This is a genomic window from Klebsiella sp. PK01 (assembly GCF_057624675.1).
In genome coordinates, this window is the sequence record NZ_JBYEZM010000003.1 from 457,390 (window position 1) to 479,841 (window position 22,452).

Sequence of the window (22,452 nt, forward strand, 5' to 3'; positions counted from 1 at the left end):
TTTACATACCAACCTTTAATAATAATAAACATCAAAACACGTCGCATGGCGTGACTGATTGCAGACATCAGTCCATATCTATCACCTACCGTGTCCCCGCTCATTCCTTTTTATCCTTACTTTCCGAGCGCTTACTGCTCCGATCTGATATTCCCTCCATTCCCTACAACTGAGATTTGCCCTATACGCCTTTCCGCTTTCATTCGATTCCTATTAATCATTGCAATCCTCAAATGAAATTGGTAATTATTCTTATTATTGTTTTTGTTAACACCCTGTCTGGCACGGTACCCCCAAACGGTATGTACAGGCTAAAATTAAAATTCACCGGCGGAAAAGGAAAAATCATCAGATGTATGCCCGCGAGTCTCGCTCCACGCCCCCGCGCAGGACGCTTTTTGCCATTTTCTCTTGCCTTACGCTCAGTTACAGCGCTCCTGTCTTAGCAAAACCCGATATGCAGCCGCTGGGGCCCAATATCGCCGAAAAGGGTTCGGCCTTTTACCACTTCAGCGTCCATCAGTTCGACTCCGCCGACGGCGCACGCCACTATCGGGTGTGGACGGCAGTGCCGAACAAAGCCGCGCCGCCCACCGGCTACCCGGTGTTATATATGCTTGACGGCAATGCGGTAATGGACCGTCTGTCTGACGAGCTGCTCAAACAGCTCACGGCGCAATCGCCGCCGGTGATCGTCGCGGTCGGCTATCAGACCAACCTGCCTTTCGATCTGAAGGGCCGGTCCTATGATTATACGCCTGCCGTCAAAGGAAACGGCCAGGCACCAACCGATCGTAAAAGCGGGGGGAGTCATGATTTCCGTCAACTGCTGGAAACGCATATCGCCGTTAAGGCGGAGCAAGGATTGAGTATCAATCCGCAGCGCCGCGGCCTGTGGGGCCACTCCTTCGGCGGCCTGTTTGTGCTCGACTCCTGGCTGTCATCCTCGTACTTCCGCGCTTACTATAGCGCCAGCCCATCGCTTAGCCGGGATAACTTTGCGCTACTTAGCCGTATCACGACGGCCGAACCTGCGTCGTACTGCGGCAAAAGTCTGGTCATTATGGAAGGGTCAGCGACGCCGGGCGATAAGCGGGATTCGAACGCTGATCACGTGCTAACAAAAGTGAATACCGCGATGACTACGCTGAAAGAGAAAGAGGTAGATGCCGCTGTTTGGGATTTCCCGGGCCTGGGCCATGGACCGATGTTTAATGCCTCTTTCCGCAGCGCGCTGCTAGATATCAGCCGTGAAAAAGCTGAACGCGTACCAGACTGCCACTAATCCAGCCACTGCCCGCATGACACGGGCAGTGAAACCTTTAACAGCATGCCGTGCGGCTAGGGCCACGGATAATAAATATGTTCCGCCTGTTCGCGCGCCGGCGCTTCATCGCCCTGCAGCCGCGCCGCCAGGGTAAAAGCGAAATCAAACACCTTGCCCAGCCCCCGGCCGCTGAGCAGATTGCCGTCTTCCACGACGTCGGCATCCACGTACACGCCATCGCTCACCTGCTGCCAAAGATCGCCAGAACAGACATAGCGACGCCCCTTCAGCAGCCCGTTACCGCCCAACACGCGGGCGGCGGCGGAGCAAATCGGGCAGATATATTTGCCCGCTTCATCGTGGCGGCGAACGAAGGCAATGACCTCCGCGCTTTTCGCCAGATTAACACTGCCTTCCGGGCCGCCCGGCAACACCACGGCATCAAAGGTTTGATCGAAGCTGGCCTTCAGGGTGCTATCCGCTAGCATCGGGATAGCGTGGTAGCTCACCACTTCGCGACTCTCGCCGCAGGCAATCGTCTGCACCGCAATATTCAGACGGCGCAGGATATCGATAGTGACTATCGCTTCCCCCTCTTCAAACCCGGGGGCTAATAACACGGCTACGTTTTTCATCTCGTTCTCCATTCCTTGAGGATTACCAGTACGGGTACCAAATCTGTCGCAGCCGCGCCAGCAGCTCAAGATAGAAATAGTCACCCCAGCTACAGCACTGATCGACGCCCTTTCCGCTGCCCATATGATAAACCGAGTGCTGCAGCAGCCCTTCGGTAGGGTCATCGTCGTGGGCCAGGTAGTTGTCGGTCAGCGATAGCGCAATGCGTAGCACCATCTCTTCGTAATACGCGCGGTTGGCGTCGAGCGTTGGCAGCGCCTTGACCAGCTCCAGCAGGCCGCAGGCGGCAATCGCCGCCGCCGAACTGTCGCGCACGGCATCGGTGCCGAGCAGCGCCAGATCCCAATGGCAAACATCATCTTCCGGCAGGCGGTTGAGGAAGTAGTGCGCCAGGCTGCGCGACAGCTCAACCATCTGCTTATCGCCGGTGTGCTGATAGCTCAGCAGGAAACCGTAAATGCCCCACGCCTGGCCGCGCGACCAGCATGAAGTATCGCTGTAGCCCTGATGAGTGTTACCAAAGCGCGGCTCGCCGGTCTGCACATCCATATAGTAGGTGTGATAAGTCGAAGCGTCTTCACGCACGATATAGTTTGCCGCCTGCCCGGCGTGCGCCGTTGCCGCCTGCGCGTAGCGCGGGTCGCCGGTCTGCTCGCTGGCCCAGTACAGCAGTGGCAGGTTCATATTGCAGTCGATGATCATTCGCCCCTGCTGCTCCGGATCGTTTAAATCGCCCCACGCCTGGATAATTTTGGCCGTCGGGTTAAAACGCTCCATCAGGCGCTCGGCAGCCAGCAGCGCCGACTGGCGAGCGGCTTCATTGCCGGTGAGCCGCCAGGCGCTGATGCAGGAGAGCGAATAAAGGAAGCCAAGGTCGTGGGTCGCGGTGTCGATACGCTGCTCAATACGCCGGGCGAACGACGGTAAATAGCGCTCGGCGGCTTCGCGGTAGTGCGCTTTGCCGGTCATCTCCCACGCCAGCCACAGCTGGCCCGGCCAAAAACTGGTGGTCCACTCTACGTTCTCGGTACGCGGCCAGATGCCGTTTTCACAGGCTTCGCCGGGGAACTTATCGCCGAAGGCAACGATATTTTTGTCCAGCTTGCGCGTCACGCGGGCCAGCGCGTCTTCCAGCTTCTGGCTCAACGCCAGGCGGTCGACCTGATGCAGTTCTATCGGCCGTAGCGCTTCGGTGATAACAGATTTGGTCATAACAACTCCTGAATTAATGTTTGGCCGGTTCAACCGAGGCGGTATCTAAAGCCGGAGTAAAGGGTCGTGAGGCATCGCGCTTCGACTGGCAGCGCGATAGCGTAAAAGCGGAAATCAGCGTAAACGTCAGGGCGCAGCAGCCCATCAGCAGATAGGTATGCTCAAAGCCGATTTTGTCGTACAGGTAACCCGCCGGCGGCGCGACCACAATCGATCCGACGTAAATCATTGCCTGGTAACCCAGCAGGTACATCGTGGCGTTAACCCGACGATGGAAGTGTTCGGCGATGTATTTGAAAACTGAAATCAGCAGCAGCGCGATCTCGACGCCGTAAAACGGTTTGATGATGGAGATGACAATCGGGTCGTTGGTCAGGCCGGAGGCAATCAGCCGCGCCCCCACCACGCAGCCGCAGAACAGCAGGCCGCGCTTGGCGCCATAATGGTTCACCAGCCATGGGATAAACATCATCATCACGAATTCCATTCCCGACTGGACGGTACTCAGATAGCCGTACCAAGCGTTGCCCTGCTCTTTGGTGGCAAAGAACGAGACGAAATAGCGCGGGAACTGCTGCTCGGCGATGAACATCATCCACGCCACTCCGGCGACGTAGAGGCTGAACATCCAGAATTTGCGATTTTTCAGTAGCATCAGCACATCGGCAAAGACGATCTTATTCGCGGAAATGACGTTGTTATTGCGCAGCTGTTCATCACCGATTTTGAGGCTAATCAGCACCAGCAGCATCAGTACCGAGGTGCCGCTGCTGAGCAAAAAGTTAGCCAGCGGCGTGAAGTTAAACAGCAGTCCGGAGACCGAAGCCGCCATCGCCCAGCCCAGCGAACCCCACATTCTGATACGGCCAAACTCCAACCCGTACAGGCGGCTAAAGCGGTCGGCGTAAGATTCGGAAGCCGCCACCCCGGCGTACCAGCCGAGGCTCAAATACAGCGCGCCGATGATAATCCCCAGCGTCGCGTGGCTTTGCAGCAGCGGCTGGTACACCAGCGCGAAGAACGGCGCCATCAGCGCGGAAATGGCGCAGACAAAATAGAGCAGCCACTTGCTCATGCCGATTTTGTCCATGATATAGCCATACACCGGCTTTAGGACCACCGCGAAAACGCCATTAATGGCGAACACGCTGCCAATGGTAATGCTATCGAGGCCTACCTTCTGGCTCAGCCACAGCGCGTACAGGCCAAAGCTGGATGACCAGGTGAAGAAGTAGAGAAAAATAAAGGTACTCATTTTGTACTGCGCGGCGCGTACGGATGATGATGTGCTCATAGCGATGCCTCCGGGGCCAGAACGAGCGTCGTTTCTTGTCGTGCCGTCACGAAGCGTACCGCGTCATCGCTAATGAAGGCCTGTGGGCAGTGTTGCGGTTCGAAGTCAGCGGCATTCCCCGCCCATACCGCGCTTACCAGGCAATGCGTCCCCGCATCGAGCTCGCCGCGCAGCACCGGCACCGCCGCACGTTCGGCGAACAACAGATTGCTGTTCGGCGGCGTCAGCACCGTCTCGCCGCGGCGGGCGTGCGGATGTAAACAGAAAATCGCCGAGATATCGCGGGCGTTGCGTAAGCAGCAGGCGCCGTCACTCTCTTGCGTCTGCGGCAGCGGACGATTCGCCAGGCTAAAGCCGCCTTCCGCGCAATCCAGAGCGCGCTGGGTAGTAATGCGATGGACGCGCAGCTGCCAGTCGCCCAGCGCCAGTAGCCAGCTATCAATCACCACGTCGCGCCACGGCAGCCAGCGACTGTAAATGATGCCGTTAGCGGTGACCACCTGCTGGCATTCGCGGCGGCCGCGCCAGTAATTATCCTTTTCGGCCAGCAGCAACATCGAGTCGGGGGCGGCATGGTTCAACCCGTAGCGCCCCCGTTCAATGGTGAAACCAAAGCGGGTGGAGTAGGCAAATTTGCAGTATTTCGCTTCAGTATTAACGAAGTTGTTCAGCTCCAGCTGGCCGGAAGTCAGCATCCACAGGTGATCGGCCTGATGTACCAGCACCTGATCCGCATGGGCTATTGTGTGCTGCGCGGGCAGCGGCGGCAGCGGCAGTTCAGCCGCCTGCCAGAAGGCGTCGCCCTCGCCTAACGCCAGCACCAGCATGGTTTTCAGCCCCCAGTACGGTGAACCCGGCGCGTTGTAATCTTCCGCCATCGCCAGGTTCGGGTAGCTGTAGCCGACGCTCAGTACGCCGTCGCGATCGAACATCGGCTGCTTCAGCCACCAGCGCAGGTGGCGCAATACGATGCCTTTAATCACGCCCGGCGAAAATACCTCCAGCCCGGCGAAGGCCGCCGCGCTCCAGAACGCCGCTTCGGCAAAGCGATAGGTCAGACTACGGCCGAACGGGATCGCCGCGCCGTCATCGGCAAAGAAATGGATGAAGTCAGAGGAGAAACGCGCGGCCCGCTGACGCAGTTCCGCACAGCGCCGCGGATCGACATCGGCCATCAGCTTCGCGTAAATCAGGCCATAGAAATGGAAGCCCATCGAGATGTAATAGTCGCGCGGGCGGCCCGGACCATCCGAATACCAGCCATCGCCGAGGTAATAACGTTCCATGGCGGCAAAATGATCTTCCAGCGCCTGCGGATTGGTCGGCATTCCACAATAATGAAAGCCAACCTGTACCAGAATCGGAAAGAAGTGCCAGTTATTATCCGGGATATCCTGGGTCTCGCACTGCTTTAACCAGCGCCATAAGTTCTCTTTTTCCGCAGCAGTGAAGTGCGCCAGTACGGTTTCGCCCGCCAGCGCCAGCAATAGTCCGTAAGCCGCCATCTCGACAATGCGTTGATCGTAAGGCGCGACTTCGCCCCAATAATCGGCATGCTGCGGATTGGTGCCGTTTTTTATCGCCTGTAAATAGAAGGAGAAATGCTGCGGCTCGCTGCCGCCAGCCAACAGCGGCGTTACGCCCCACAGCAGACGGGAAAAGGTTTCCATGCTCGCGACCTGCTGGCCGTAGTGAGCGGTGAAGTTCGCTAAATCAATGCGGCTGGCGTCGTTTTTAAAATAAGGCGCTACCGCGTTCAGCATTTCATTGACCAGCCGTAGCACCTCTTCCCGGCTTATCAGTGGGTTATCCAGATGAATATTTTCAGGTTGCACAGGGTCCTCCCGTATAACACGAGGGTAGAGGTAAGTTATTGTTATTAAGCTTTTATCAAGCCACGTGTGCGACGTCTGGATGAAGAGTAACCGCTTTTATTCCCGGCGCTGAGTGAGCAGACTCACAAAATTAAACCGCCATTTCATTTTTGCTGGATTTTGTCGACCGCGCGGAGGATAAATTGCAAATGATGGCGTAAAAATTTAAATCTGTTGTCCTGGAGGCAAAATGGGCGAAGCGCAACTGCTGGAACGTATTACGCTCGATCGGCAGGCCATTTCGTTTAATCGCATGTACACCACCAGCGTGCTTTACTACCACTGGCATCAATGCGTTGAATTGCTTTATATTTCCAGCGGCTATGGCATCGTGGTGGTGGATAACCAGCACTACACCGCCCGTCCGGGGCGATTATTTATCTTCCCGCCCTTCCGTTTGCACAAAGTGCAGGTCGATCATAGCGATAAAAATCCTTATCACCGCACCACCATGCACATTGAGCAGTCGGTCGTCGAGAGCGCGCTCAGCGCTTTCCCGCGCCATCAGGCCCAGTTCGCGGCGCTGGCCGCCAGCAATCTGCCGGCGCAAATTTACGACCTCAGCGAGCACGCGGCATTTATCGAAAGGATCCTTGAACAGTTTCAGCGTCTGGAGGATAACGAGCAGACCACCGCCTGCGAGGTGGCGTTTTTGATGATGCAGCTAATGACGTTTCTACCCGAGCAGCCGCAACGCTACCCGCCGCGCCAGCAGACCGTCGCCTCGCGGATTATGAACTGGATCGAAGCCCACTATGCCAGCAAGTTTTCCCTTGACCAGCTGGCTTGCGACCTCGGACTTTCGCGCAGCTACACCTCGCGGGTTTTTCGTCAGCAGACCGGCGGCAATATCCATGAATATTTGCTCACCCGGCGAATAAAACGCAGTTGCGATCTGCTACGTAATAGCGATGAGAGCGTTGATGCCATCGCAGTGGCGGTGGGATTTGGCGAGGTGACCTACTTCATTACCTGTTTTAAAAAGATGATGCGCCAGACGCCGCTGCAGTACCGTAAGGCCAGCCAGCGGCGCTCCGCTTTATAACTTAATCCATCGCCTGCTTGAGGCCAACCTGACGGCGACGCCAGGCGCTATCGCGGCTCGCCAGCCAGTAGTACAACGGCGAGGTCACCAGCAGGCCGACCAGCCAGGAGAGATCGGCGCCGTTAAACCACGCCGAGACCGGGCCAACGTACAGCGGGGTATTCATAAACGGGATCTGCACCAGGATGCCAATGGCGTAGGCCAGCAGTGCGTGCGGGTTATAACGGCCATAGATACCGCCATCCACCTGAAATATCGAGTTAATATCGTAGCTGCCCTTGTGAATGGCGTAGAAGTCGATCAGGTTAATCGCGGTCCACGGCACCAGCACCACCAGCAGGGCCAGAACCAGATCGATAAAGTGGCTGATAAAGTCCGCCGAGGCGAAGATCGCCGCCGCCACGCAACAAATAAGCACGATGACCGACAGCAGCGCGCGGCTACGACTGCCGGGGATCCAGCGCCACAGGAAGGTTTGCACCAGGGTTATCACCGACATCACCGCGCCATACAGATTAAGCGCGTTATGGCTGATGACGCTCAGCAGGAACAGCACCAGCATCAATGGGCCTATCGCGCCGGTCGCCAGCTTTACCGCATCCATGGTTTCCAGCCCCACCGGCGTTGCCAGCACCGCTACCGCGCCAAAAATAAACGACAGGCTGGAACCGAGCGTCGAGCCAAGGTATGTGGTCCAGAACGTCGCGGCGACGGGAACATCCGCCGGCAGGTAGCGCGAATAATCAGAAACATACGGGGCGAAGGCAATCTGCCACAGCGCCGCCAGCGACACGGTGGCCAGCCAGCCCGAGAAGGAAAAACCGCCGCGAGTTAAGAAATCGGCGGTATGCAGATGCGTGAAGATGTAGCCAAAGCCGACCATAATGCCGATGCCCAGCACCCAGGTGCCGATCCGGTTGAGAATGTGAATACATCGGTAGCCGATGATGCCAATCACGCAGGATCCCACCGCGCCGATCGCAATCCCCACCGGTAGCGGAACCGCGGGAGCGATGCCGTGCAGCGACTGCCCGGCCAGCACGATGTTCGAGGCAAAGAAACCAACGTACATCACCCCGGCGATCGCCACCACCAGCAGCGAACCAAAAGATCCAAACTGCGCGCGGCTCTGGATCATCTGCGGGATCCCCATCTGCGGCCCTTGCGCCGAGTGCAGCGCCATCAGCGCCCCGCCGACCAGATGGCCGACTAAAATCGCAGCGATCCCCCACAGCAGATTCAGGTGAAAGATCTGTACTCCCAGGGCGCCTGTAACGATCGGCAGCGGCGCGATGTTGCCGCCAAACCACAGGGTAAAGAGATCGCGGGTTTTACCGTGGCGATCTTCTGGCGGAATATAGCCAATGGTGTGCTTCTCAATAAGCGGCGGCGATGATTCTTTGGTCGGCATAGCATTCTCCAAAGTCAGGAACCATTAATAATGGTTGTGATGTGCAGGTGTTTTTATGTTTTGGAGATAATGCGCATTATTTAGCGAAAGGGTAAATTACTTTGTTTATGGCTACAGAAAATAAAAAAACTAATTAGCCAGGCAGAACGCCGATAAATATCATAAAATTTTATCATAACCGTTCCGGTAAGATAAAATAATGATATTTTCAACGCAGCGGTAAATTGTCAATTAGGAATACAGAATAAATAATCGTGATGAGATGAATTTATGGCGGATAATAAAATACGGGCCGCTATTCAGGCCCGTATTATGTGATAAGTTAAAACTCAAACGGCTAGCGCTTAACTAAAAAACTTACCTTTCAGTAGATTAAGTCCTGCGGAGACCAGGTCGCCCTGGGCCGGCGCTTCGCCCTGCGGCGACAGGCCATCGACGATTTTTGGCAGGTATTCCGCAATCAGCGATGAGGCGGTTTGCGAATCAACGCCCAGTTTGGCGCCGAGTTCCTGCAGGGCAGGCGAGCCGAATACCGAGGTAATCTGATCGCTGTTCACCGACATATTACTCTGCTGGCTAAGCCACGACTCGACGATTTCACCTAAGCCGCCGCTGCGGAATTTTTCCAGGATTCCCTGGATACCGCCCTGCTGTTCAATCCAGGTCATGATCGCCTGAAGTTGTTCAGCTTTGCCAGCCTGCCCGCCAAGCACGCCGCCGATTTGATCTAATAATCCCATTACAATCTCCATCAAAACGTTGCTATTAATCCCTGATTCACGGCTTACTTCGCCGGGATAATCAGCACCTGCCCCGGATAGATCTTATCGGGATGCTTCAGCATCGGTTTATTGGCTTCAAAAATACGCTGATAGTCATTGGCGGAGCCATACATCGCTTTTGAGATGGCGCTGAGGGTATCACCGGATTTAACCGTATAGTAACGGCTTTCCGCCCCGCTCTGCGTCACAGTAACGCTATCGTTGACCTGGCCAATCCCGGTTACGTTACCTACCGCCACCAGAATTTTTTCCTTATCTTCCTGTGAACCGACATCGCCTGTTACCGTCGCGGTACCATCGTCCGCTACGGCAATATTGACTTTTTCGGCACCAGGCAGGTTAAGACTATCAATATGTTTTTTCAGCTTGTCGGCCTGATCTTCCTTGCTGGAGCCGGACACGGCATCCCAGATCTTCTCGCCCGCTTCTTTCACAAAACTTAATAATCCCATCTATCCATACCTCCATTACTGTTTCACGATGAATGCTTTCATCAGACACGATAATCATAGCTTATAAATACCGTTCACTTCCTTTAACAAATGCTCGACGAAGCGGGTAAGTTTCGGTAAGGGGCGCAGATCCTGGCGCCACAGCAGGTGTATCGGCCTCGGTTCCGGCGTGTAATTTTGCAAAATACGCACCAGTCGGCCATTGGCTAAATCTTCCGCCAGCAGCACTTCCGGCTGCAATAACAGCCCGGCGCCGGCCACCGCCGCCATACGCAGCGCGTAGCCATCGTTGCAGCGCAGCACCGCATCGCGCTTCCAGCGTACCTCTTCCGCAGCGCCCGGCAGCCGCCACTCGTTGCGCGCGGTCCACACCGTATGCGAAAGACACTGATGTCCGGCTAAATCAGCGGGGGTTTGCGGGGTTCCGTGGCGCGCCAGATAATCCGGCGCCGCGCAGATCGCCATACGATAGGGAGCGAGATACTTCGCCACCAGATCGGTACGCTGGATGTCGCCGATACGAATCGCCAGATCGATTCCCTCATCCACCAGGTCCACCATGCGGTTCGTCAAATCAAGCTCGACGCGTACCTCCGGCCAGGCCTGCAGAAAGGAGGCGGTCAGCGGCGCGATAATGCTGGCGCCGAAAGAAACCGGCGCGCTCACCCGTAGCGTACCGGCAGGGGCCAGCCGTAACCGTTCAACCGAACGCTCGGCATTCGCCACCTGCTCCAGTACCCGCCGCGCCTCATCAAAATAGACTCGCCCGGCATCGGTCAGGCTTTGCCGACGGGTATTTCGCTCCAGCAGGCGGGTGCCGAGCTGGCCTTCAATTAAGGTGATATATTTGCCGACCATCACCGCCGACATCTCAAGGCGCGTCGCCGCGCCGGTAAAACTGCCGCACTCTACCACCGCGACAAACGTTTCCATTCCACGCAGCTTGTCCATATTACAAACCTCTGGTTAGTAATCATCTAACTTTTAGCCAGTTTATCCGACAATCGATTAATTAAAGAATAGAGGCTCACTTCACTGAGGAGTTTGCGATGAAAATTATCGTTATTGGCGCCAGCGGTACCGTTGGCCGCGCGGTTGCGGAAGAACTGAGCCGCCAGCATGAAGTTATCCGCGTTGGCCGCACCCACGGCGACGAGCAGGTTGATATCACCTCGCAGCACAGCGTGCAGGCGCTGTTCGAGAAAGTTGGCCCGGTCGATGCCATTGTCTCAGCAGCCGGCAGCTTATACTTTGGCCCGCTAAGCACGATGACCGACCGCGATTTTGACCAGGGACTGCAGGATAAACTGTTGGGGCAGATTCGCCTCGCCCTCACCGGCCAGCATTATCTCAACGATGGCGGCTCCATTACCCTTATCAGCGGCATCGTCGCCGATGAACCGATCGCTCAAGGGGTGAATGCCACCACCGTCAACGCCGGACTGGCGGGTTTCGTTCGCGCCGCCGCCTGCGAATTACCGCGCGGGATCCGCATTAACCTGATAAGCCCCACCGTGCTCAGTGAATCCGTCGAGACCTATGATGGTTTCTTCCCCGGTTTCGCCAGCGTACCGGCCGCAGCGGTGGCGCAGGCCTATCGCCGCAGCGTCGAAGGGATCCAAAGCGGACGGGTTTATAAAGTCGGTTATTAATTATTTTCGGGCAGGATGTCGTATTCCTGCCCTTATATTGAATATCTGTTGGTTATTGTGAAGCGCCTCGCATAACGCACTTCACCCTGTTATTTGTGCGCCTTTAGGATACACTACACGATAATACTAATGTCATGATGTATCAGCTAATTATTTTATTTCTCCATTATTTTATCGGGCCAATCATCTATCTCATTAGACCATAATAAAAGCAGGGAATTGTTATTTCTCTCTACGGTTCATCATTCTAATCCCCTCGCAATATGGCAGAGTTTTATCTGCCCGATAAAAAACCATCAGCGGGTTTGCCAGTAAAAAATTAAGCACGAAGCATAAAACTCCAAAAATAGCGCAACGCACAAATGCAGCGTTTTTCCAGCGCCGGGTAAAGCATTTTTTTTATATCCAGCACCGATATTTTTTGTCATTTCGCAAATGATACAGAGTTGTAAAAATGGTGAATGAAATGTTGTGATGAGTAGATTAGCTGTACTCCTCATTGAAATATCACTCTTACGCTGATGAAGACCAAAATAATGAGAGAGCACCATGACAAAACATCAATCTGTTAATGTCGAGAATCTTGAAAGTAATACCATCAGACCTATCCCCTTAAATATGCGCCACGGCAAACCAGGCGATCTTTTTACCATTTGGTTTGGCTCCAACATTATGCTGTTAACGGTCATCACCGGCGCGATGTCGGTGACGATTTTCCACCTTTCCTTTTTATGGTCAGTGATTGCGCTATTTATCGGCAGCCTGGTCGGCGGGCTCTTTATGGCGCTGCATTCGGCGCAGGGGCCAAAACTCGGGGTACCGCAAATGGTCCAGACCAAGGGGCAATTTGGCTCCTATGGTTCGGTACTGGTGGTCTCCATCGTCGTACTGATGTATATCGGCTTTACCGCCTCCAGTCTGGTGCTCGGCGGGCAGTCGATGCACGCGATTTATCAGCCGATGAACTCGGACATCGGGATTATCGTGGTCGGCGCGCTAAGCCTGTTCGCCACCATCTTTGGCTATAAGATCATCCACTCCTACGCGCGGATCATGTCGTGGATTTCCGGCATTGTACTGGCGGCAACCTTCGTGTGGATAGTCTTCATCCATGGCCTGCCGGGCGACTTTGTCGACCGCGGCGGCTTCAACATCGTCGGCTTTCTCGGCGCCGTCTCTATCGCCGCGCTCTGGCAGCTGGCCTATGCGCCGTATGTCTCTGACTATTCCCGCTATATGCCCTACAGCACCAACGATAAAAGCGTCTTTTACGCCAGCTATTTTGGCTGCATTCTCGGCTCCTATCTGCCGATGGTGCTCGGGGTGCTGGTGGCGATTTGTATCGGTAATGACGATATCATTCAAGGGATTATGGATCTGACCGGCAGCATGGGGGCGATAGTGATTATCGTACTGGCGCTGGGGATCGCCGCCACCAACTCGATGATGCTGTACTGCGGCGTACTCTGTACCCTGACCCTCGGCCAGACTTTTATCGACGGCTGGTCGCCGATGGCGCGGGCACGCATTATCACCGCTATTTTGACCATGCTGCTGGAGATATTCCTCGCTATCTATGGCCAGGAAAATTTCCTGCTAATCTACACCAATTTTATTACCGTGCTGCTGTATGTGCTGGTGCCGTGGACGGCGATTAATCTGGTCGATTATTATTTAGTGGCCCACGGCGAATATCACGTTGAATCGTTCTTTAAACGCGATGGCGGTATTTACGGTTATTTTAATGCAACGGCGATATCCTGCTATATCCTCGGTATTCTGGTCGAAGTACCGTTTATGTCGACCTCAATTTATACCGGGCCAATCGCCCTCTCCTTTGGCGGCGCGGATCTCTCCTGGATTGTGGGTTTATTGGTGGTCTCGCCGGTCTATTATTATTTCTCGAAAGCGAAGAGTGTTAAAAGCATGGCTTTTGCAAAAGAGAAGGTTTAAGGCCTACAAGAAAGCGCGCCGCCTTCGCGGCGCGCCGGCGTTTAAGCTGACATCCAGCGGCAGAGATTTTTCAACATCTGCTCGCACTTTTCCAACTGCGCCTCGCTAACAAACTCATCCGCCTTATGCCCCTGCTCCATGCTCCCCGGGCCACAAACAAGCGTGGCCACGCCGGCCTCATCAAACAATCCGCCTTCGGTGCCAAAAGCGACCGTTGAAAAATCCTCGCATTCGGCCCACTGCGCCAGCCAGCCGGCGAACGCCGACTGCGGGTCGCTCAGCAGGCCGGGATACTGGCTAAGCGGTTGAAAGGTAATAGCCGATTCCGCCGCCGTCGCGCGCATTTTTGGCAACAGCTCACCTTCGGCATACGCCTGCAGCGAGGCCAGCGCATCATCGACCGACACATCCGGTAAATGGCGAATTTCAAAATCGAACTGACAGTGCTGCGGTACAATATTCAACGCCGCGCCGCCCTTAATTACCCCCACCTGCAGGGTGCTGAAAGGCGGATCGAAACGCGTATCCTGGCGAAGCGCAAGCTGCTCGCCCAGCTCATCCAGGCGGCCAATCAGCTTTGCAGCCCAGGCAATCGCATTCACGCCATCGGGCGCGTAAGCGGAGTGGCAAGCGTGGCCGTGAACATCGCAGCGCATCGCCAGCTTCCCCTTGTGACCATAGACCGGGCGCATCTCCGTCGGCTCGCCGATAATGCACATCGCCGGTTTCTCTGTCGACGCCTGCAGATGGGCGACCAGGCTGCGTACGCCAAGACATCCCACCTCTTCATCGTAGGAAAAAGCCAGGTGCAGCGGCATGCGTAACGGTTGGGCGAGAAAATCAGGAATGGCGGCCAGTACGCAGGCGAGAAAGCCTTTCATATCGGCACTACCGCGGCCGTAGCAGCGGCCATCGCGTTGCGTGAGGGCAAAAGGGGGAACCGTCCATGGCTGGCCGTCAACCGGCACCACATCGGTATGGCCGGAGAGCATAACGCCGCCGGGCCCCGCAGGGCCCAGTCGTGCATAAAGATTAGCTTTTCTCCCTTGCGCATCATAAAAGCGCTGCGTTTCGATTGCGAAGCCGTGGAGATAATCGGCAATATCGTCGATCATCGCCAGGTTCGATTCGCGGCTGGTGGTGTCAAACGCCAGCAGCCGCGCCAGAATATCCTGTAATCGACTATTCATCACCGGGTACTCCGTAACTGGGAGCCTCCCGCGGGTCGAGGGCACGCGTGACATAGGCCTGCATTTGCGGTTCATAGGCCTGCCACAGCGCCGCCAGCTCGCCAATCGGGTCCGTTTCACTCCAGTCAACGCGCAGATCCACCAGCGGCCAGGAGTAATCATCCACCACTTTCACCGCCGCCGAATGGACCGGACCGGCCTCGCCGCCCTGAGCGACGCCAGCCTGTAGCGCGGCAACCAGCCGCGTCGCCAGCTCGCCTTCGGTTTGCGAAAACGTTGCCGCCATCGCGGCAATCACCGCTTCCGACGCCAGCATATTACCGCCGGCGATACAGTTATCGCCCTGCACAACATGCCAGGTCCCCAGCGTTTTATCGCCGCTGAACCACGCGGTCTGGCCGCTGGCGTCGATGGCGATAATCTGCCGATAGCGGCTAAAATCGTCTTCCGCCAGCGCCCGACGCATCGCTTTCTCCGCCGTCAGTCCCTGCTCCATCTGCGCCAGAGTGAGTTGCCCCAGCGCCGGTAAGGTAATGTTCTGGCTCGATACCGCCCCTACCCCCGCCTGCAGCCACGGACAGCGGGCGCCGACGGCAATGCTTGAAGAGCTGATCGCGATACCAAACTGCCCGCTTTCCGGGCAGCGTGCGGCAATCGAAAATGTCATTCTGCCTCCTTATTTCGCCGCGTCATCAGGGATGACGGCGATAACATCGATTTCCATTAGCCACTGCGGCTGCGCCAGCGCGGAAATCACCAGCCCGGTGGAGATCGGGAACACGCCTTTTAACCACTTGCCTACCTCCTGATAGACCGGTTCGCGATAGCGCGGGTCGATAATATAGGTGGTCGTTTTCACGATATGCGACAGGTCGCTCCCCGCCTCTTCCAGCAGCTGTTTGACGTTTTTCATCGCCTGTTCCGCCTGCGCCCGCGGGTCGCCAAGGCCCACCAGATTGCCTTCAAAATCCGTCCCGACCTGGCCGCGAACGTAGACGGTATTACCGGCGCGTACCGCCTGACATAAGTCATTGTCCAGCGTCTGATTAGGGTATGTCTCTTTGGTATTGAACATCCGAATACGAGTATGGGTAGGCATAAGGGTTATCCTGTTCAGTAAGTCATGATTAACGCTGGCTGGCGTCTTTGTACTGGCTGTATTTACGGCGGGTGGCGATATGGTCGGCGATATGCTTCGCGTCGTGCCAGACGCCCCAGATAAAGGTTGATCCCCGGCGCGATAACCACGGCAGGCCGAGGAAGTAGACGCCCGGCTCGCTGGAGACGCCGCGCTGATGCTGAGGGCGACCCTGTTCGTTGAAAGCGTTGACGTTGAGCCAGCTGTAGTCCACCGCATAGCCGGTAGCCCAGATAATGGTGTTAATCCCCGCCTGCGCCAGATCGAGCGAGAGGATCGGCGACGTCATGCAGTCCGGGTCCGTTAAGAATTGCCGCGCGGCGGGCTCTTCCGGTAAATCCAGGCCATTGGCGGCAATGTAAGCATCGGCGGCATCCAGCAGCGCCAGATAGTTTTCATCGCCGAGGCGAATGTTTTCGACGAGATTATTTTTAAAGGAGACGGTTCCCCCGGCGAAGGATTCGGTGAGACCAACCAGCGTGATACCACGATGCGCCAGCTCGCGGAAATCAACCGTGTGGCCGCCGTGCGCGCCGCTAACCGCGATGGTGACGTGCTCTTTACCGGGTTCGCTGGCCGGGGCATCCCACAGGCCTAATACCCCCAGCCACCAGCAGAAATCCCGGTTACGATAGGCGCGCGGCGGGCGGTCATGGGCGCCGACCGACAGATAAACCTTGCGGCCTGCGCGCTGCAGTTCATCGGCGATTTGCACGCCGGACGAGCCCGCGCCCACCACCAGCACCGCGCCTTCCGGCAGTTGCTGCGGGTTGTAATATTTCGCCGAATGAATTTGATGGATGGCGCTGTCGCGCGGAGCGATCGGCGGGATAACCGGCTTCTGGAACGGCCCGGTCGCCGCGACAATATTCAGCGCTTCAATCACGCCGTCGGTGGTTTCAATGGTAAACCCCGGACGCCCGTGGTTACGCACCGCACTTTTGACTTCCACGCCGGTACGGACCGGAAGATTAAACTCGCGCACATAATCGACAAAGTATTGCGCAACATCATCCTTGGCAATAAAGGCATCGGGGTCGCCGCCTTTAAACTCCATGCCCGGAAAACGGTCATGCCACGCCGGGCCGTTCGCCACCAGCGAATCCCAGCGGCCGGTACGCCAGGCTTCGGCAATGCGATTCTTTTCCACGACCAGATGCGAAATACCCTGTTTGCTCAGGTGCTCGCTCATGGCGATACCGGCCTGCCCCCCACCAACAACCAGCGTCTCGATTTGTATTTTTTCTACGGTCATAAATATGTCCTTCGGTGATGTTCTGCTCATGACCGAGGTTAATAAACCGTTATGCACAGGTAAATTATTATAAATTTAGCACCTGAGAATAAAATAATGATGCAGCGGATTCGCCCCGCCGCCAGGCCATTTCCGCCACGCTAATACGCAGTATTTATTTTTCAGGCATGAGATTTTGAAAGGAAAAACAACCATGACTTTCGAGGCTCATAAAAATATCGTCAGAGCTTCGTTTTTTTATAGGCAATAAAACGCAGAAAATACCACATGAATATATTTACCCGCGCTAATGGCGGGTAAATTTGCTCATTCAGGCGACTTTCACTTCTTGCTGCGGCGGGCTTAATACCGCGTTGCGGCAATACTCCATAAACAGTTTGGTCGGTTTGGTCGGTTCGCTACTGCGCAGATGGGCCATCACCAGCGCGGAATTCGCCATTTCATCCTGAATCTCCACACAGCGTACCTGCTGGCCGTCATAGGTCATGTCGTTCACCGGACGCGTCACCAGCACCGAGAAGCCCAGCCCCTGGCCGACCATGCAGCGCACCATCTCAATCGACGGCGAACTGTAGGCCACCTGCGGGTTGTAGCCCTTATCTTTGAAAATGCTGATGAAGTAGTTTTTGCTCGGTACCACATCCAACAGGATCATTGGCAGATTGCTCAGCTCGGACAGCCGCACGGCGTGCCGCTGGGCCAGGGGATGATCCGCCGGTAACAGCGCATAGGGCTTCTGCGGCGCATTGAGGCTCTCGGTATAAATCGAGGTATCCAGTTCGAGGTCGTAGAGAAAAGCCAGGTCAAAACGCCCGCGGTGCAGGCCGTGTGCAATCTCATGCTGCTCGCCGTCGTAAATTTTAATGGTGATTTCCGGATAAATTTTCTTAAATCCGGCCATCAACGACGGCATATACAGCGGCGCGGCGGTCTCGAAACAGCCGATGGAAATAATCCCGGAGACCAGCTCATTATCGGCCTTCGAGTTTTGTTCAAATTGATAAGAGAGCCGCAGCAGTTCTTTGGCTTTTTCATAAAAACGCTGTCCGCTCGGGGTCATTGATACCCCCTGGGCGTGGTGGCGAATAAAAAACTGCTGTTCAAACATATCTTCCAGCGTCTTCACGGCGATGGAAATCGACGGCTGCGCGATATGCAGCTGGCGTGAGGCTTCAGCAATACTTTCCGCCTCGACGACGGCAACAAAGTATTTGAGCTGTTTCAGGGTGAAATGGGGCATGTGATACCTTATTTTTTATCATCAAGGAGGCAGGCTGGTTAGCTTTAAACGATGAACACCCTGGCCTGCAACCCTCTGCCGTGAAAAAGATCAACAATCCGACAGCGATCAGATTTTTACAGAAAATTAACAGATACCTGGCGAGAAAATTGCGAGCGCCGGAGGATAATACTTCGGCCAGTATAAACAGGATGAGAAAAAACAAGGCATATAACTACCTTATATTACAACGTATTAATTATGCTTACGCTCATTAAAACGCGCTGGTGAGGTCGAACGTATCATCGTTATTCATTTTGCCTTAATTAGTATTTATATTCTCAACACCTTAATTTGAGAATATTTAATATCGCCAAAAGCACGCAGGATCCGGGGTTGCAGAAAACTGATCGCAAATAAAAACTCTTTGAATTACAGCTTATTGAAAAATCGCACGTCCCCGTTATTTGAGCGCCATCACAGCGCACGACCTCCCGCCCTGGATCACAGAAAATCGCCAATCCTGGCTAACAACGATTTTTATAGAGGTTGCCTAGATTTTTAGTCCTTTCTCGCCGCATTGCCCTCCTGCATCATGAACTCAAAGAAACAAATAAATAACAATTACGCAACATGCGAAGGAGAAGGTTCATGTCTGATAGAAACTTTTGGCAGCGCAGGCTGCAGGAGCAGCGCTTTATCAGCCACGCCATTATCGATGGTCAACCGTACGTCGCGAAAAGCCGTAAAACCTGTCCCGCCATTAACCCAGCCAGCAATACGCTGCTGGCGGAAGTCACCTCGCTGCAGACGGAAGATATCGATATCGCCGTCGCCTCCGCGCGTCGCGCTTTTACCTCCGGCGTTTGGTCAGGTCTGGCGCCACAGGAACGTAAACGCGCGCTGCTGCGCCTGTCGGCGCTGATCCTTCAACATCGAGAAGAGCTGGCGCTGCTGGAGAGCGTCAGCATGGGGAAACCGGTCAACGATGCGCTGAATATTGATGTCCCCGGCGCCGCGCACATCCTCAGCTGGTATGCCGAAAGCGTAGATAAACTCTACGATGAAGTGGCTCCCACCAGGCCCGGCGCGCTGGCGACCATCACCCGCCAGCCCATCGGCGTGGTTGCCGCCATCGTACCGTGGAACTTCCCGCTCGACCTCGCCTCCTGGAAGTTGGGTCCGGCGCTGGCCGCCGGCAATAGCGTGATCCTCAAGCCCTCGGAAAACTCGCCGTTTAGCGCCCTGCGTCTGGGCGAGCTGGCGCTGGAGGCCGGTATTCCGCCAGGCGTGCTTAACGTGGTGACCGGGCTGGGCACCGAAACCGGGAGCGCGCTGGGACTGCATCACGATATCGATGTCATCGCCTTCACCGGCTCAACCGCCGTCGGCAAAGCCTTTATGGCCTATTCGGCCCAGTCCAATCTGAAACAGGTATGGCTGGAGTGCGGCGGCAAGAGCGCCAATATCATCTTCGCCGACTGCCAGGATCTCGACCTGGCCGCTGAAAAAGCAGCCTTCGGCATCTGTTTTAACCAGGGCGAAGTCTGCTCCGCAAACTCCCGCCTGTTGGTTGAGCGCCCGATTTACGCGGCCTTCATTGCCAAACTACAGGAAAAAATGCAGGCCTGGGCTCCGGCGCATCCGCTCGATCCGCAAACCCGCATGGGGGCCATGGTCAGCGCCGCCCATGCCGAAAAAGTGATGGCGGCTATCCGCCGCGCGCAAGACGAGGGCGCAACGCTGCTTACCGGCGGCCGTACGGTGGAAATAGACGGCGTCGCCAACTACGTTCAGCCGACGCTGCTGGCCGACGTAAACGAAGAGATGGCGCTGTGGAAAGAGGAGATTTTTGGTCCGGTGCTGGCGGTTTGCGCCTTCGATAGCGAGAAGGAGGCGGTTCATCTGGCGAATAACCATATCTATGCGCTGGCCGCCTCGCTGTGGACCGACAATCTGCACCGCGCCCATCGCGTCGCCGCGCAGCTGACCGCCGGAACAATCTCGGTAAATACCGTCGATGCGCTGGACGTCACCGTTCCCTTTGGCGGCAACAAGCAGTCGGGCTTTGGCCGCGATCTGTCTCTACATGCCTTTGATAAATTCACCAGCCTCAAAACCACCTGGTTTCAATTTCGCGAGTAGGCCGCAGCCTGCATCACTTTTTCAGTTTCAGCAGACAGGAGAGACGAAATGACTAATCCAAGCAATCAGAACCGTTCGACGTCCGATTATCAACATTCAGATGCGGCTCACCATATTCACGCCTTCCTGGATCAAAAAGCGCTGAACGCCGAAGGGGCGCGCGTGATGGTACGCGGCGAAGGGTTATACCTGTGGGACAATGACGGGAATAAATACCTCGATGGGATGTCCGGCCTGTGGTGTACCCAGTTGGGCTACAGCCGCCAGGATCTGGCGGACGCCGCCGCGGCGCAGTTTGCCAAACTGCCCTATTACAACATGTTCTTCCACACGACCCACCCGGCGGTTATCGAGCTTTCCGAGCTGCTGTTTAGCCTGCTTCCGCCGCACTACAGCCACGCTATCTACACCAACTCCGGTTCGGAATCGAATGAAGTGCTGATTCGCACCGTTCGCCGCTACTGGCAGATCCTCGGCAAGCCGGAGAAAAAGGTGATGATTGGCCGCTGGAACGGCTATCACGGCTCCACGCTGGCGGCAAGCGGGCTCGGCGGCATGAAGTTCATGCATGAAATGGGCGGCGTGATCCCGGACGTGGCTCATATCGATGAACCCTACTGGTTTATGCACGGCGGCGACCTGACGCCGCAGGAGTTCGGCCTGCGCTGCGCCCGCCAACTGGAAGAGAAGATCCTGGAACTGGGCGCGGAAAACGTCGCCGGCTTTATCGCCGAACCGTTCCAGGGAGCGGGCGGGATGATCTTCCCGCCGGAAAGCTACTGGCCGGAGATCCAGCGTATCTGCCGGCAATATGACGTGCTGCTGTGCGCCGATGAGGTGATTGGCGGCTTTGGCCGTACCGGCGAGTGGTTTGCACATCAGTACTTCGGCTTTGAACCGGATACGCTGTCGATTGCCAAGGGGCTGACTTCTGGTTACGTACCAATGGGCGGGCTGGTACTGAGCAAGCGCATGGCCGACGTGCTGGTAGAAAAAGGCGGCGTTTTCCCACACGGTCTGACCTATTCCGGCCACCCGGTGGCGGCCGCGGTGGCGATTGCCAACCTGAAAGCCTTACGCGATGAGAATCATGTCACCCGGGTTCGCACCGATAGCGGCCCCTATCTGCAAAAAACGCTGCGCGAAGTGTTTGAAAACCATCCGCTCATTGGCGAGGTGCAGGGCGCCGGACTGGTGGCCGCCCTGCAGTTTGCCGAAGATAAAGCGACCCGCAAACGCTTTGCCAACGAGAACGAACTGGCCTGGCGCTGTCGCACCATCGGCTTTGAAGAAGGCGTGATCATCCGCTCAACGCTGGGGCGCATGATCATGGCGCCGGCGCTGATTGCCGGACATAGCGAACTCGATGAACTGGTTGAAAAAACCAAGCGTGCCGTTGACCGTACCGCTAAAGAGATTGGCCTGCTATAAGTCATTTACTTACTGCTTTTGATTATCTTTTAGCGGAGGCCTTCGGCCTCCGTTTTTACCTGCATTCCACTTAGCAGGATTCCGGGTATCAGCAGACCGTCATGAGATGCGCTTTTAGAGCGTCGGCAAAAAAATGTTGATCTGATACGAACAAGCTTTTATTTTGCTGCTAGTTTTCAAACTGAGATGAAACTGATGCCTACTATTATCGCCAGTAGTATGAAAGAAGCTAAAGAATTAGTTAACGCCAGAAAGTACCGGGAAATAGTACTGAATTTCGATGTTGACGCTGATGATTTTTTCACCCTTGCAACAGCGCAGCATGACACCAAAATCACCTTTGCAAACAAAAATAGCCACTCACCGGTTACATTAGAAAAATAATAAAACCCCTGAGGAAATCTTTATGTTGTTGTTTATTGGCACTATTGCTGTCGCTTTTCTCTCTTCCCTGATGCTCATCTGGCTTGACGATCGCATCGCCGAGCAGGAGTAA

20 protein-coding genes are annotated in these 22,452 nt (G+C 55.6%); 7 read left to right on the forward strand and 13 right to left on the reverse strand.

Going from position 1 to position 22,452, the window contains the following annotated elements; all coding sequences use genetic code 11:
* The first annotated feature begins 352 nt into the window (after window positions 1-352).
* The gene (locus AC22LX_RS11805; protein ID WP_049061503.1) at window positions 353-1,285 is read left to right on the forward strand and encodes an alpha/beta hydrolase; all 933 of its coding nucleotides are present in this window, start codon (window positions 353-355) and stop codon (window positions 1,283-1,285) included.
* 56 nt (window positions 1,286-1,341) lie between these two features.
* Here AC22LX_RS11805 and AC22LX_RS11810 read toward each other — a convergent pair whose 3' ends face one another.
* The 4 genes from AC22LX_RS11810 to AC22LX_RS11825 are packed head-to-tail and all read right to left on the reverse strand — an operon-like array spanning window position 1,342 to window position 6,244.
* Window positions 1,342-1,902 carry a DJ-1/PfpI family protein gene (locus tag AC22LX_RS11810; protein ID WP_049061504.1) on the reverse strand — a complete coding sequence of 187 codons (561 nt, stop codon included), beginning with the start codon at window positions 1,900-1,902 and terminating at the stop codon, window positions 1,342-1,344.
* A 22-nt stretch (window positions 1,903-1,924) separates the two neighbouring features.
* Entirely contained in the window at window positions 1,925-3,115 is a 1,191-nt protein-coding gene (locus tag AC22LX_RS11815) for a glycoside hydrolase family 88 protein (RefSeq protein ID WP_487333987.1), read from the reverse strand.
* 13 nt (window positions 3,116-3,128) lie between these two features.
* On the reverse strand, window positions 3,129-4,409 hold the full coding sequence (locus tag AC22LX_RS11820) for an oligosaccharide MFS transporter (RefSeq protein WP_015369698.1): 1,281 nt from the start codon (window positions 4,407-4,409) through the stop codon (window positions 3,129-3,131).
* Window positions 4,406-6,244 carry a DUF2264 domain-containing protein gene (locus tag AC22LX_RS11825; protein ID WP_487333988.1) on the reverse strand — a complete coding sequence of 613 codons (1,839 nt, stop codon included), beginning with the start codon at window positions 6,242-6,244 and terminating at the stop codon, window positions 4,406-4,408. The genes AC22LX_RS11820 and AC22LX_RS11825 overlap by 4 nt, the downstream gene beginning before the upstream one ends.
* 229 nt (window positions 6,245-6,473) lie before the next feature.
* Between AC22LX_RS11825 and AC22LX_RS11830 the strand changes: the two genes are divergently transcribed.
* Window positions 6,474-7,328, forward strand: coding sequence for an AraC family transcriptional regulator (locus tag AC22LX_RS11830; protein WP_047065659.1), 855 nt, complete (start codon window positions 6,474-6,476; stop codon window positions 7,326-7,328).
* A gap of 1 nt (window position 7,329) precedes the next feature.
* On the opposite strand, the gene AC22LX_RS11835 is transcribed toward AC22LX_RS11830, so the two are convergent.
* From AC22LX_RS11835 to AC22LX_RS11850, 4 genes are all read right to left on the reverse strand, one after another.
* Complete coding sequence (locus tag AC22LX_RS11835; protein WP_049060910.1) at window positions 7,330-8,739, reverse strand: purine-cytosine permease family protein; 1,410 nt, start codon at window positions 8,737-8,739, stop codon at window positions 7,330-7,332.
* Window positions 8,740-9,083: 344 nt separating this feature from the next.
* Window positions 9,084-9,479: a YidB family protein gene (locus AC22LX_RS11840; protein WP_049060911.1), complete on the reverse strand. Its 396-nt coding sequence runs from the start codon at window positions 9,477-9,479 to the stop codon at window positions 9,084-9,086.
* 44 nt (window positions 9,480-9,523) lie between these two features.
* Complete coding sequence (gene lysM, locus AC22LX_RS11845; protein WP_015369692.1) at window positions 9,524-9,973, reverse strand: peptidoglycan-binding protein LysM; 450 nt, start codon at window positions 9,971-9,973, stop codon at window positions 9,524-9,526.
* Window positions 9,974-10,027: 54 nt separating this feature from the next.
* The gene (locus tag AC22LX_RS11850) at window positions 10,028-10,924 is read right to left on the reverse strand and encodes a LysR family transcriptional regulator (protein ID WP_213293052.1); all 897 of its coding nucleotides are present in this window, start codon (window positions 10,922-10,924) and stop codon (window positions 10,028-10,030) included.
* 98 nt (window positions 10,925-11,022) lie between these two features.
* On the opposite strand from AC22LX_RS11850, the gene AC22LX_RS11855 reads away from it, so the two are divergent.
* Together AC22LX_RS11855 and AC22LX_RS11860 are read left to right on the forward strand one after the other, a co-directional pair.
* Entirely contained in the window at window positions 11,023-11,625 is a 603-nt protein-coding gene (locus tag AC22LX_RS11855) for a short chain dehydrogenase (protein ID WP_049061496.1), read from the forward strand.
* Between the two features lie 549 nt (window positions 11,626-12,174).
* On the forward strand, window positions 12,175-13,578 hold the full coding sequence (locus AC22LX_RS11860) for a purine-cytosine permease family protein (protein ID WP_063447600.1): 1,404 nt from the start codon (window positions 12,175-12,177) through the stop codon (window positions 13,576-13,578).
* A 41-nt stretch (window positions 13,579-13,619) separates the two neighbouring features.
* On the opposite strand, the gene argE is transcribed toward AC22LX_RS11860, so the two are convergent.
* The 5 genes from argE to AC22LX_RS11885 form a co-directional block, all read right to left on the reverse strand.
* Window positions 13,620-14,768 carry an acetylornithine deacetylase gene (argE, locus tag AC22LX_RS11865; RefSeq protein ID WP_049059604.1) on the reverse strand — a complete coding sequence of 383 codons (1,149 nt, stop codon included), beginning with the start codon at window positions 14,766-14,768 and terminating at the stop codon, window positions 13,620-13,622.
* Entirely contained in the window at window positions 14,761-15,435 is a 675-nt protein-coding gene (locus AC22LX_RS11870) for a DUF1028 domain-containing protein (RefSeq protein WP_047065646.1), read from the reverse strand. The genes argE and AC22LX_RS11870 overlap by 8 nt, the downstream gene beginning before the upstream one ends.
* A gap of 9 nt (window positions 15,436-15,444) precedes the next feature.
* Window positions 15,445-15,867: a RidA family protein gene (locus AC22LX_RS11875; RefSeq protein WP_047042999.1), complete on the reverse strand. Its 423-nt coding sequence runs from the start codon at window positions 15,865-15,867 to the stop codon at window positions 15,445-15,447.
* Between the two features lie 28 nt (window positions 15,868-15,895).
* Entirely contained in the window at window positions 15,896-17,161 is a 1,266-nt protein-coding gene (locus tag AC22LX_RS11880; RefSeq protein ID WP_063447601.1) for a flavin-containing monooxygenase, read from the reverse strand.
* A gap of 310 nt (window positions 17,162-17,471) precedes the next feature.
* Complete coding sequence (locus tag AC22LX_RS11885; RefSeq protein ID WP_015703484.1) at window positions 17,472-18,401, reverse strand: LysR substrate-binding domain-containing protein; 930 nt, start codon at window positions 18,399-18,401, stop codon at window positions 17,472-17,474.
* Window positions 18,402-19,031: 630 nt separating this feature from the next.
* Here AC22LX_RS11885 and AC22LX_RS11890 point away from each other — a divergent pair.
* The 3 genes from AC22LX_RS11890 to AC22LX_RS11900 all read left to right on the forward strand — a co-directional run bounded on the left by AC22LX_RS11890 (window position 19,032) and on the right by AC22LX_RS11900 (window position 22,340).
* Window positions 19,032-20,525, forward strand: a complete 1,494-nt coding sequence (locus AC22LX_RS11890) for an aldehyde dehydrogenase (protein WP_063447603.1) — start codon at window positions 19,032-19,034, stop codon at window positions 20,523-20,525.
* A gap of 48 nt (window positions 20,526-20,573) precedes the next feature.
* Window positions 20,574-21,956 (forward strand): aspartate aminotransferase family protein, encoded by a 1,383-nt coding sequence (locus tag AC22LX_RS11895; RefSeq protein WP_015369680.1) that lies wholly within the window; start codon window positions 20,574-20,576, stop codon window positions 21,954-21,956.
* 195 nt (window positions 21,957-22,151) lie between these two features.
* Window positions 22,152-22,340: a hypothetical protein gene (locus AC22LX_RS11900; protein WP_045392131.1), complete on the forward strand. Its 189-nt coding sequence runs from the start codon at window positions 22,152-22,154 to the stop codon at window positions 22,338-22,340.
* Window positions 22,341-22,452 lie beyond the last annotated feature (112 nt).